This is a genomic window from Parabacteroides sp. merdae-related_45_40, assembly GCF_001915675.1.
This window is the reverse complement of the sequence record NZ_MNQY01000135.1, coordinates 15347-28252: the sequence shown is the minus strand read 5'-3', so window position 1 is coordinate 28252 and position 12906 is coordinate 15347. Positions and strand designations below refer to the sequence as shown.

The 12906-nt window shown below is 43.2% G+C and carries 7 protein-coding genes; 3 read left to right on the top strand and 4 right to left on the bottom strand.

Annotation, left to right across the window (positions count from 1 at the left end; translation table 11 throughout):
- The first annotated feature begins 147 nt into the window (after nt 1-147).
- Both BHV83_RS19350 and BHV83_RS19345 read left to right on the top strand, forming a co-directional pair.
- On the top strand, nt 148-1311 hold the full coding sequence (locus BHV83_RS19350; protein WP_286757912.1) for a TolB family protein: 1164 nt from the start codon (nt 148-150) through the stop codon (nt 1309-1311).
- Nucleotides 1312-1324: 13 nt separating this feature from the next.
- Nucleotides 1325-3010, top strand: coding sequence for a DUF6057 family protein (locus BHV83_RS19345; RefSeq protein ID WP_122206016.1), 1686 nt, complete (start codon nt 1325-1327; stop codon nt 3008-3010).
- 71 nt (nt 3011-3081) lie between these two features.
- On the opposite strand, the gene BHV83_RS19340 is transcribed toward BHV83_RS19345, so the two are convergent.
- Together BHV83_RS19340 and BHV83_RS19335 are read right to left on the bottom strand one after the other, a co-directional pair.
- Nucleotides 3082-4923 carry a RagB/SusD family nutrient uptake outer membrane protein gene (locus BHV83_RS19340; RefSeq protein ID WP_005635563.1) on the bottom strand — a complete coding sequence of 614 codons (1842 nt, stop codon included), beginning with the start codon at nt 4921-4923 and terminating at the stop codon, nt 3082-3084.
- A 13-nt stretch (nt 4924-4936) separates the two neighbouring features.
- Nucleotides 4937-8095, bottom strand: a complete 3159-nt coding sequence (locus BHV83_RS19335; protein ID WP_005635561.1) for a SusC/RagA family TonB-linked outer membrane protein — start codon at nt 8093-8095, stop codon at nt 4937-4939.
- A gap of 197 nt (nt 8096-8292) precedes the next feature.
- On the opposite strand from BHV83_RS19335, the gene BHV83_RS19330 reads away from it, so the two are divergent.
- Nucleotides 8293-9213: an AraC family transcriptional regulator gene (locus BHV83_RS19330; RefSeq protein ID WP_055284923.1), complete on the top strand. Its 921-nt coding sequence runs from the start codon at nt 8293-8295 to the stop codon at nt 9211-9213.
- A gap of 13 nt (nt 9214-9226) precedes the next feature.
- Here BHV83_RS19330 and BHV83_RS19325 read toward each other — a convergent pair whose 3' ends face one another.
- A complete protein-coding gene (locus tag BHV83_RS19325; RefSeq protein ID WP_286757911.1) occupies nt 9227-10837 on the bottom strand; it encodes a dipeptidase in 1611 nt (536 codons plus the stop codon).
- 251 nt (nt 10838-11088) lie between these two features.
- The gene (gene typA, locus BHV83_RS19320; protein ID WP_005635555.1) at nt 11089-12885 is read right to left on the bottom strand and encodes a translational GTPase TypA; all 1797 of its coding nucleotides are present in this window, start codon (nt 12883-12885) and stop codon (nt 11089-11091) included.
- Between the last annotated feature and the right edge of the window lie 21 nt (nt 12886-12906).

Here is a 12906-nt window from a genome sequence, read left to right as displayed (position 1 = left end):
ATAAGTATCCCCATCAATATTGCACCTTTAAACTTTACTGTCAGAAATTCCTCTCATATAAAAGCTGTTTTTTCCAACAATAACCAACCATTATTTAGCATCGAAGGGAAAAACAAAATCGATATACCCTTAAAGAAATGGCAACATATGTTATCCGATAATACTGGCAAGCAAATAGATATATCCATATCCGTATGGAATGAATCTTATCCGGAAGGTATACAATACAAATCTTTTCCTGTTTATATTACAACAGACTCTATCGACCCTTATATTGCCTACCGATTAATCGAACCAGGTTATGAATCTTGGCATGAAATGGATATCCGCCAAAGAGCTTTAAACTGTTTTAAAGAGGATATTATCATATCCAGCAATATGAATGAAAAAGGATGTGTCAATTGCCACTCATTCTGCAATTATTCCCCTACAGATTTCATGTTTCATGCACGGACTTCTCCGGGAGGGACAATCATTATTAAAAATAACCAGCCTACCAAAGTGCAATTATCGCAACTCGGATCATCCAAAGAAGGAACTTATCCCCACTGGCATCCATCTGGCAAATATATCATATTTTCAACCAATACCACCCGTCAGTCTTTTTATAGCCGAAACCCGAACCTAATAGAAGTCTACGATCTGGAATCAGACCTGGTCTTATATGATTTGGTCCATAACACAGTCATAACGGATCCCCGTTTCAACGGTCCGGCATCTTTCGAAACATTTCCAGCGTGGGCTCCTGACGGGAAACGCCTATATTACTGCACAACTCCTGCCAGACAATTGCCCAAGAGGTTGAAAGAGATTAAATACTCTATTTGCAGTGTCTCCTTTAACCCGGACAACGGCTCTTTCGGAGAGACAATCGACACGATCTATACGGCACACAATAAAAGCGCTTCATTCCCCCGTATCTCACCAGATAACCAATATCTGCTTTTCACCGAATCGGATTATGCAACTTTCCCGATCTGGCATAAGGAAGCGGATCTGAAAATGATATCTTTACAAGGTTCTGCCCCCGTGGATACCGATATCTTAAACAGCACAGACGTGGAAAGCTATCACTCCTGGTCTTCAAACGGAAGATGGATCATATTCAGCAGCCGACGCCTTGACGGGCTTTACACCCGTTTCTTCATCGCCCACCTAGACAAGAACAAAAAGTTCAGCAAACCATTCCTACTCCCGCAGAAAGATCCCGACGAGAACAACCTCCGGATGAAGTCATTTAACATCCCGGAATTTATCAAGGATAAAATCACAATCACCAGATCTCAGCTGGATCATACCGTAACCGATTAAAACGTACATAAAAATGAAAAAAGGAAACATCATACTTCTGGTCCTGTCAAGTATTTATACACTCGTTATCGAATATATGTTCTATCCCGAATATATTCGTTATCAGGAGGCAGGCGGATTATTCCTGATGACAAACGACTACCTGCAAGGTTATCTACTTGCTCCAACCGGATGGAACAGTCTGATAACGAACTTTTTGTCTCAGTTCTACCATCCGCTCTCACTGGGACTTTTCGTGGAAACAGGTTTACTTTTGATTACCGCAGCCATCCTCCTCCTCTACTTAAGGCAATGGAAAGCAGCACTGCACGGATGGATAATCACCGTACCGATCATCATGTTCTGCATCTATCAATATGCCTGGAACTTATCTGCACTATTACAATACAATCTATTCCTTTTGACACTCGTTTTTTATCTTTTCATCCAGAACAAAGTAATACGCTATACCAGCGCTTTGATCGCTATTCCTTTCTTATATCTTCTTTTACCGGGAAACTGCTTACTTTTATTGTATCTGTATGGAATTGTTTTCGAACGAATTTTCTTCAAACAAAAAGGCTTCCCTATGTTACCGGTTATAAATCTGGTACTTGTTGCCGTATGGCCTCTGTTATGGCAAAACTTTGTTTTTTACACCCCGGTCAATCAGTTGTACACATTCATTAATCCTGAATATGGAATGCGATATATTTACGTATACTATGCCTTGTTCCTAATTCCGCTCTGCTCTGTTTTCCTCTCCGGCAGAAAAGAAAACCGCTATATCTCTATCGCATTCCCCCTTCTCTTAATCGCATTCAGTTGTTACAGCATTTATTCTTCCCCCAACCGGGAAAGGGAGAAACGCCTGGCTGTACAACGGTATGCGGAAGAACAACAATGGGATCGGGTACTACAAACGATCCATACCAGTAACAGCAGCGAAGCCTACTATCATCCTTACCTGATGCTTGCCCTTAATGAAAAAGGTATCCTGCCGGAGCAACTCTTCCACTATCCAGTACAGTCAGCAGACCGCATTTATTTTCCGGCAAACGAATTGGGCGGAGCCAATTTTAACAGCCTTTTCGCCTATGCTCTCGGACTGAAACACGAAGCTCTCCACCAACTTGCACAAGCCAATGCCATGTCTCCACAAGGTCTTTCTTTCTCCCGGCTCAGAAGATTGATTGATTGGCAAACAGAATCCGGAAATCTTCCTCTGGCCCAGAAATATATGGACATCTTACAAACCTCCACCTGTCACAATCAATGGATAAAAGAACGAACCGAACGGATCTCCAAGTCCCTAACAACTTCCAAAGAAGCATACAAGGAAGATTTCATTATCGACGCATCTTCCCCCCTCATTCTTCTGACACAAGCGGTAAAAGCCGATACGACCAACCGTAAAGCACTCGACTATTTGTTATGCGGCGTCCTTTTGGATAAAGACTTGAAAGGCTTTTATAATTTATTCCGGCAATACTTTCCACTAGGTGAAGCGATACCGATTCATTATCAGGAAGCTCTGTTAGTGGTCGACCTCATGTTTCCTCATTTGGAAGCCACCCGCAACTACCCGGTTACCCCAACCTGCAGGCTGGCTTTCGAAGACTTCGGCGTACTGATGTCACAACGTCCGAATACGGATCATGTACTCCGGCAAAAATACGGAAACACCTATTGGTATTATGGATTTATCCGTACCGCCTAAACTCGACACAAAATAAAAGCCCGGAAGCATTTCTGCATCCAGGCTTTCTATTTTTATACAGATAGATTTAATCAATAACCTTCATTCTGCGGGAAGTTAGCCCCAGAGTTAGCTTCGATTACCTGTAATGGTATTGGATATTGCCATTGATAATCCTGAATATTGGGACCTGCATCCTTCAATTCGTTTGTAGCTGCCGGGAAACGATATCCATATTTGCGGGTACGCTGTACCAACACCGGATTTTCTTTTGTCGACAGACGAGAGAGTGTTACTGCACGATGTTCTTCGCCATACAATTCACGGGCACGCTCATCCAGAATATAGTCAATCGTCACATCAGCAGCCGTACACAATGGAGCTTTGGCACGGGCACGAACAACATTGATAGCATCTGCCGCACTTGCTTTATCTCCTTTATTCAAATATGCTTCTGCCAACAACAGATAAGTTTCAGCCAGACGAATTACATACCAATCCGGATCATATCGGCGATAGTCGCCATCCACATGCTTATCCGTACCGAACTTCCAGATACGCGGGAAAAGAGTGACCGTATCATTAGCCGTGATTTTATAAAGATCGGCATCCGGATCACCGGACGCTTTTTTAGATTCATATAAAGCCTTCGCCTCATCAATGGCCTGCCTCCATGGCTTACCTCCCGACTGATATAGATTACGTTGAATCATCTCTTCAGAGCCACGGACATCACTTCCACAATTATTCCATAGATCACCTAAGAACCATTCGGTCGGATGGCAAGTTCCACCGCCACCATACCCCGTCGAGTCGGTTGCTACATTCGACTTATTCTTATTCGCATCATAATCCGCTTTACTATTTGTAAAAGTTACAGCCCCCCAACCAAATATCTGAATAACGTCACCATTTGACAAAGTCCTTTTCTTGTCCACATTATAGAAATTAGAGACAAAAGCCTGTTCGATATGGCATTTTGCTGGAGCAGATCCCCAACTTACAACACCACCGCCACCAGTATTACTGATGCGTCCTTCATAATCATATTGAGCTACCCAGATTGCTTCTTTATTTCCTTCCTGATAATTAAAATTACCCATACGGAACAGATCCCAATAAGAGCTATGAGGATTGCCATAACGGTCCGTTGCCTCACCAGCCCGTGTTCCGAAACGTTCGGTCATCAGATGGTAATCTCCGTCTGTTCCATCAATTACACGTTTTGCCGCCGCAATCGCCTTATCATAGTCACCGATACAGATAGACATTTCAGCTAACATATGGTCTGCAGCCGCTTTTACGATACGGCCATTTTTCGTCGTTGTCAACGGTAAATTCTGAACTGCCCATTCAAAATCCGCGGCACACTGTTTCCAAACATCCATACGGGGAGAACGTTCATAATCTACTTTTGCAGAGCGAGCCGGTTCCAATATAATAGGAGTGTCACCGTACATACCGGCTAAACAACGATGAGCCCACGCACGGAAAAAGATCGCTTCCGCCCTAATCTCATTTCTTTGAGTCTCGCTATCCCATTTGATATCCCGAGTATCGATAGCATCGATAATTATATTCGATTGTTGGATTATTTGACACAAATTATCGTACCAGTGACGTGAATATCCCGGTTCGTCAGGAGTAAATGTCTTCCAGTTACTTGTAATATAATTTTGGTCTGTTGCAGCAAAGGTGTCCAGTCCCATGCCTGTCATAAAATAGTTATGATTACCCCATACACCAAAAAACAAATACTGGATGCGCCCATGCAGAAAACCGATTGCCATGTCCAATTCCTCAGGTGTATTATACGAAGTCGAAGACGTATATTCATATGACTTTTCTTCTAGAAAATCATTGTCACAGCTAACCAATCCACATAGGGACAAAGAGCCAACAACCGTTCCTAACAATATATTTTTAATTTTCATATCCGTTCAATTTTTAGAATGTTATATTAGCACCAATTGTAAGTGTCCGATAAGCAGGCTTGCTTCCATAACGGCTACTACCAGGACCGGCAGCAATCGTACCACCTGTTTCAGGATCCAGACCAGACCAGCCGGTAATTGTGAATAAGTCCGTACCACTCAGATAAAGACGCAAATTCTGAATATTGGCTTTCTTTACCCACGGCTGATCGAAAGTATAGGAAAGACTCAAATCTTTCAGTTTCAGATACTGACGTTGTGACCAAAAATAATAGGAATAAGTATTTACATAGCCCAAGCGTGGATGCTCGTTTGTTGGATTATTTTCGCTCCATGGAGCAACTTTCAACTGAGCACCTGATGTCGTTGCCGTATTATGGTAATTACCAAACGGATCACTACCGATAAAATGAGAACTGTTACCTGCATCCCAACGGAAGTTAAAATACAAAGAGAAGTTCTTCCAACTTAACGTATTGCTAAAATTGATCGTGAACAATGGGTCCATATCTCCAATACAGTGACGGTCATCCGTACTGATCTTACCATCACCGTTATAATCCAGGAACTTGATGTCACCAGGTACAGCATCCGGCTGAATCTTATTACCATTCGCGTCTACATAGCTATCAATCTCAGCCTGAGATTGGAAGATACCTAACATTTTCAAATCCCATGCAGCATTGATCGACTCGCCTATAACCAACGCACGAGCAGTTTCGTAACCATTTGTTGTCGCATTACCCGTATCGTTCGCTTCCTTGCCATTAGCATCCTTGCCAAAAAGGTGAACAATCTTGTTCTTGTTACGATAAAAAGTCAATCCGCTTTCCCAACGGAAATTATCTTTACCGTCTCCATTTATATTAACCGTATTCAAAGATAGTTCGACACCGCGGTTCATCACCTCACCCGCATTAAACTTTGCTTCCGAGAAACCAGTCATATAAGGCAATGAACGGTTCAACAACATATCATTTGTCTTTGATTTATAAACATCGATAGAACCAGAAATGCGTCCGTCCAAGAATCCGAAATCAAGACCGAAGTTTCCTGTTTTAGTTGTCGCCCAAGTCAATTCCTCATTTGCCAACGAATTCTGATAGATATACAAAGAAGATGCATCATACCAAGTATAACCGGAAGCGACTGTAGCCAATGTAGCATAGGCTTCGATACTCTGATTACCGGTCAAACCATAGGATCCTCTCAGCTTTAAGAAACTCAATCCCGGAATTACATTCTGCATAAAATCTTCCTGGGACAATGTCCAAGCTGCAGACACACCTGGGAAGTTAGCCCATTTACTACCTTTTGCAAATCCAGAGAAACCATCACGACGGAAGTTCGCCGTCAGATAATACTTGTTTGCATAGTTATAATTGACACGAGCCATATAACCGACATTCTGCCATTCCTTCAATGTCTTGTTAATCTGCTGAGTCGTTGCCAAATTTTGTCCGTACGAGCCTAATACAGTCGGCAGTTTGAAACCACTATAAGCAGTCTTCAACTGATTCTGATGAGTGGCGTCACGCGTATAACCGAGCATTGCATCCAAATGATTCTTTCCGAAATCTTTCGTATAAGTGAACACATTGTCCATTGTCCACGCATAAGTCTGGTTAATCTCCGATTTACCATTTGCCTCCGCCGTATACTTATACGGATCAGCCAATTCCTCAACTTTTCTCGTATCCAAGAAATACTGGGGATTTACAAACATATCAACATTGTTCGTATTTTTTACAGCATTCATGGTAAACTTATAGCTCAGACCTTTTACAAACGGGAAATCGATCTGTACAAATCCTGTTCCATTTAGGTTATCATATTTCTTCTCACGATCTGTCCACAAATAGGAAGTAGTTTCGGAAGAACTCCAAAACGGGCTGGCGACATTTCCATTTGCATATCTTTCATACCAATCAGTATAGCCATCATAACGTACATACTTATGGCTATAGGGCGACAGCCATGTTGCAGACTGAATATTTGCGATCTGACCAGGATTAGAGGCATTATAATAAGATGCGCGCATACCGACCGTCAACCAGTCTGTAACTTTTGCGTCCATTTTAGCCATAAAAGTCAGCTTTTTATAGTCATCGCCAACAATCAGACCATCCTGTTTCATATAACCGGCCGACAAATAATAATTCACTTTATCGGAAGCATTTCCTGAAATACTCAGATTATAATTCTGAATCTGCGCATTTTGAGAGACCTCATCAATCCAATCAACCCAACCACCAGCATTGTAAACTTCCAGTTCCTCAGCATTCAATAGCTGTGCGGGGTCCAAACCTACGCTCGGATCAATCGAACCGGCAGCAATCATCGCTTCACGACGACGATTCAAAAATTCATTTTGATCCGTTACCATCTGAGGCTTTCTTGTCCAACTCTGAATTCCGTAATAAGCATCCAAATTAACCGTAGGTTTGGAAGAACGACCACGCTTTGTTGTAATAATAATTACACCATTTGCAGAACGTGAACCGTAGATGGCAGCAGAACTGGCATCTTTCAGAACATCAATGGATTCAACATCCGTCATGGCAATTTCGTTGATACTACCATTAAAGATAGAACCATCGACAACCAACAACGGCTTGTTCAAGCTTGCCTCCGAAGGACCTGTAATAATAGAATTCATACCACGAATCGTCATTGAAGCCGTATTATCACCACCGGCATCTGTTGTCGGGGAATAATTAAAACCCGGAATCTTGCTTGACAACGCAACTAAAGCATTCACGTTTGCCAACTGCGTCAACGGAGAATCATCCAATTTAACACTAGAAATAGAGCCTGCCAAATCTTTTTTACGGGATGTACCATAACCAACCACCACAACCTCATCCAATGCCATATTATCTTCCTGCAATTTCACAGTTAAATTTTTGGTATTTCCTACTTTTATTTCTTGTGTCTGGAAACCGACATAAGAAAATACCAATACGGCATTACTGCTACCCGGAACATCTGGAATCGTAAACCTTCCATCACCATCGGTTAATGTACCGATAGTTGTTCCCTTTACCATCACATTTACGCCTGGAAGTTCAAGCCCTCCTGCATCAACCACTTTTCCTGAAATAGAAATCTGGGCAAATGCTTGCAATCCTATACATAGGAAACATAGCAAAAATAGAATTCGATTTCTCATAATCTCCAAACTTATTAGGTTAAACGATATTTATTTTCACAAATGTCTGCCTTTATTATCTTTATAATCATGAAAAAATGATATTTTTCCCTTGCTTTTTGACAGATGTAATAAATTTAATATCTTTGTAAACAGAGATAAATGTAATCTCTCAAGCGAGAAACATTTTATTCTGAAATACTCAAAATAATCACCAAATGGATTTTGATCGCAGTAAACATAATGTCATAAAGTACTTACCGACAAACAATGATGAGAACATCTGGGGAATGTCTATTAGCGGCATAGGATTTCAGTCTATTGATCCAAAAGGCAGTTATCCCCTTAAAGGTCACCCAATCGGATATACATTTAATCCCGACCGGGGCAGAATTATTGACGAGTTCGCCCTGGTATATATTGTAAAAGGAGAAGGAACTTTTGCTTCCATCAACTGCTTTGAAAAGAAAATATCAAAAGGAGACGCATTCTTTATTTTCCCCGGACAATGGCATAGCTACCAACCTATCGCCAATATAGGTTGGGATGAATATTACGTAACCTTTCAAGGTGATTATTTTGAAAAATTATTAAACGGAATTATTAATCGCGCAAATCCCATATTTCATATCGGCATGAATGACCAAATCGTCAAGCATTTCGGGGAAATGCTTGACTGTGCCAGGGCACAGAAATCCGGGTTCCAAGCTGTTTTGGCGGGAATTACGATGCATACGATCGGCTTGATCTATTCGATCAACAAAAATCAGGATTGTGGACCGGTTTCTATGCAGAAGATACAGGAAGCATGCGTATTGATGCGGGAAAACATTTACGACAAGTTTACACCGGAAGATATTGCCGAATCCATCAACATGAGCTATTCCAATTTCAGGAAATCATTCAAGCAATACACTGGGATCGCTCCCCATCAATACATGCTGCAACTGAAGCTCAGCAAGATCAAAGATTTACTGAGCAGTACGGAAATGTCGATCCAAGACATCGCAATGAAGCTCAATTTTGAATCGGCCGACTATTTCTCTTACTTTTTCAGGAGCAAAACAGGCATAAACCCACTCTCCTACCGAAAAGAAATCGAAAAGCAGCGGGAAAAAGCCAAGAAAAACTCACACTAAAAGAAGCCCTCAATCAGAAACCCCGTCCAAACTTATGCCATAGCTGTCCTTCCATTTCCTCCCAACAACGCAAAGTCGAATAGATAAAATCGAAGGAATAACGGGTAAGATAAGCTTGGGCTTCATCTTTCTTGCCTTCCCGAATAAGGACCGATACCTTGTTTTCTATCAGAGGCATTTCGTCGGCAGCCTTCTGCTCGAAAGAGAGGACGGCAGGCTCGATTAATTTACGACCATGCCCCCAACTCACTTGCGCCAAACGGTTTGTACGTCGATAGGTCCAAAGGGCGGCATCAGGACGATATCGTTTATGCCCGCATACCTTAAAGCTTTCAGGGACATCCGTCATTCCGGCAAATAACGGGACACGGGGACTTTCACCCGGATTATCTTCCGACCACCAACAAACGCCTCCAACCTCGTCCGGTAACCAATCTCGGCACTGGATCACAAACGAATAAGCACACCAGACAACCGATATCGTCCGCTGTTTCTCTATCTTCTTTTCACCTCGCTGTGCATTCAGGAATTCAAACATATCATTCGTCATCCAGTTTTGTGCCAACGGGCTTTTATATATCGTATCGCGCTCGGTTCCATCTTTATCCTTGATTTTCTTCGTAACCATCATGTCTTTTGTCATATCCCATTCTGTTCCCTCATATGTTTCACGCAGCAGACGGTTCATATCCGCCAAAGAAACATTCTGTTCGGGCTTGACAGACAAAGGTAACTCCTCCATGTCCATCGTCAGGTTCAAAGAAGGAGCCAGCGTTTTCAAAACAAAAAAATCCCGGATGGTAAAAGGCTTCTTCCCCGTTTCATGGATTACTTTCCAGAACTTGAAAGGCTCTTTCCCGTCCCAATACCCTAACTTCCGTGCTTTCTCCTTCAGTCCTTCACTATACATATAATTATCCTTGTCCCCGAAATCGACATCGGAAATACGAGGTGTATTAGCCGAAACCGTCACATGGTCGTCCGGTATGCGCCGGGCAACCCATAAAGCCCCCATATCTTCCGAACCTGCACCCGTAATCTCGAAAAACCAGAGTTCCCTCTTATCGGCAACCGTCAGGCATTCCCCTCCATCACGATAGCCATATTGTTCTGCCAAACGTCCCATCAGCAAGACCGCCTCGCGTGCCGTACTGCAACGTTGCAAAGCAATCCCCTGCAAATCCTCAATATGGAACAAGCCTTTGGGATTACGCAGCTCCTTACGTCCCACGATAGTCGTTTCTCCCATCGCCAACTGTTTCTCGTTCATACAAGGATAACCGGTATTCAGATAAGCAAATGTATAAGGAACCTGTGGGATAGAACCTTTCAGTTTCACACCCAAACGGTCGTTTTTGCTTTCCGTATGACGGAGATCCCAATAAAGATCAAGTTTTGCGGTGTCCGGCCAGTTTTGGGCAGGCACAATCTCCATCCAAGTACGAGAAGTCCCGTCACACGTCTGCGATGTCATGACCGAACCATCAGTCGTCGCCAATTTGCCAGCTGCAATACTCGTACAGCTTTCGTTCGGATTCGTTAATTCCACTACGCGCTCCTGAGCAAAGAGAGACACCACAGCACAACAAAGGCATATGAACGCTGTATATACTTTTTTCTTCATTTTCCTTTAAAGTTTTTTACTTAATAGGACAAAAATAATCAGTATACGCAAATGCCTCCCCTTATTTTTTGATATTATTCATTATTAATTTGACAATCGACAACCGTACCACGTTTGAATACGATTTACAAACTGCCCTCCCGATATAAATAGGATTAGTAGTGCATGTATTTGGAATTAAAACAAAAAAAGCCGATAACGCAAGTCCAAGTATGATTTGCATTATCGGCGCGATTATGTTGTGATAGCTTTTATCTTCCCTGGCGCTTACGTTCAAGTTCGTCAAGGATGATTTTACGCATACGCATGCTGTTCGGGGTGATTTCTACATATTCATCGCCTTTGATATATTCCAAAGCATCTTCCAGGCTGAACACCGTAGGAGGAGCCAAAGACACTTTATCATCCGAACCGGAAGCACGCATATTCGTCAGCTTCTTCGACTTCGTCACATTAACCACCAAGTCATTGTCTTTCGTATGCTCGCCAACAACCTGTCCGGCATACACCTCATCGCCTGGAGCAATAAAGAAACGTCCACGGGATTGCAAGTTATTCAAAGCATAAGCATAGGCAGTACCTGTTTCCATCGCGATGATAGAACCATTCGTACGGCGTTCGATCTCTCCCTTCCACGGCTGGTATTCGAGGAAACGGTGCGCCATGATCGCTTCACCAGCTGACGCAGTCAAAACAGCATTATTCAAACCGATAATACCACGGGAAGGAATCGTGAATTCCAGATGCATACGGTCGTTCTTGCTTTCCATCATCGTCATTTCACCCTTGCGCTTGGTTACCATATCGATGATACGGCTGGAACATTCTTCCGGCAGATTGACCGTCAACTGTTCGACCGGTTCGCATTTCTCACCGTCGATTTCCTTGATAATGACCTGCGGCTGACCAACCTGCAACTCGTAACCTTCACGACGCATGGTTTCGATCAGGACAGACAAGTGGAGAACACCGCGTCCATACACCAACCAAGAATCGGCAGAATCTGTCGGAACCACTCGCAAGGCAAGGTTCTTGTCCAGTTCTTTCATCAAACGATCATATATATGGCGAGATGTCACGAACTTGCCATCTTTCCCGAAAAACGGAGAGTTATTGATCGTAAACAACATAGACATCGTCGGTTCGTCGATAGCAATCGTCGGCAGCGGTTCCGGATCATTGGCATCGGCAATCGTTTCACCGATTTCAAAACCTTCCACACCGATAATCGCACAGATATCGCCGGACTGGACAGCATCTACTTTCGTACGCCCCAGCCCTTCGAACACGTCGATTTCCTTGATCTTCGATTTCACCATCGAGCCATCACGCTTGCAAAGCATGATCTCCTGTCCTTCGCGCAGTTCGCCACGATGCACGCGCCCCACAGCGATACGGCCTACATACTTGGAATAGTCCAACGAAGTGATCAACATCTGGGAAGAGCCTTCCAATACCTGGGGTTCCGGAATATACTGGATGATAGCATCCAGCAAAGCGGTAATATCTTCCTTCGGCTCTTTCCAATCTTCCGACATCCAACCCTGCTTGGCAGAACCGTAGATCGTCGGGAAGTCGAGCTGTTCCTCCGTTGCATCAAGACTGAACATCAGGTCGAACACCATTTCCTGCACCTCTTCCGGACGACAATTCGGCTTGTCTACCTTATTAATGACCACAATCGGTTTCAAGCCTAACTGGATAGCCTTCTGAAGCACGAAACGAGTCTGCGGCATCGGGCCTTCGAAAGCATCGACCAGCAACAAGCAACCGTCAGCCATATTCAATACGCGTTCCACTTCACCTCCGAAGTCGGCGTGTCCCGGAGTATCGATAATGTTGATTTTATAACCTTTATAATTAATAGATACATTTTTGGCAAGGATCGTAATCCCTCGTTCGCGTTCCAGGTCATTATTGTCCAGGAACTGATCCGGCTCTGCCTGTCCTTCACGGAAAAGCTTACCGGCTAATAACATCTTATCCACGAGCGTTGTCTTACCGTGGTCTACGTGCGCGATAATCGCGATGTTTCTAATCTTTTGCATTGAAAACTAATTTATTGGCCG

What these genes read in the sequence shown, in the direction of transcription:
- BHV83_RS19350 (WP_286757912.1), top strand. Translation starts at nt 148, where the DNA reads ATGTTATCCGATAATACTGGCAAGCAAATAGATATATCCATATCCGTA.
- BHV83_RS19345 (WP_122206016.1), top strand. Translation starts at nt 1,325, where the DNA reads ATGAAAAAAGGAAACATCATACTTCTGGTCCTGTCAAGTATTTATACA.
- BHV83_RS19340 (WP_005635563.1), bottom strand. Translation starts at nt 4,923, where the DNA reads ATGAAAATTAAAAATATATTGTTAGGAACGGTTGTTGGCTCTTTGTCC.
- BHV83_RS19335 (WP_005635561.1), bottom strand. Translation starts at nt 8,095, where the DNA reads ATGAGAAATCGAATTCTATTTTTGCTATGTTTCCTATGTATAGGATTG.
- BHV83_RS19330 (WP_055284923.1), top strand. Translation starts at nt 8,293, where the DNA reads ATGGATTTTGATCGCAGTAAACATAATGTCATAAAGTACTTACCGACA.
- BHV83_RS19325 (WP_286757911.1), bottom strand. Translation starts at nt 10,837, where the DNA reads ATGAAGAAAAAAGTATATACAGCGTTCATATGCCTTTGTTGTGCTGTG.
- typA (WP_005635555.1), bottom strand. Translation starts at nt 12,885, where the DNA reads ATGCAAAAGATTAGAAACATCGCGATTATCGCGCACGTAGACCACGGT.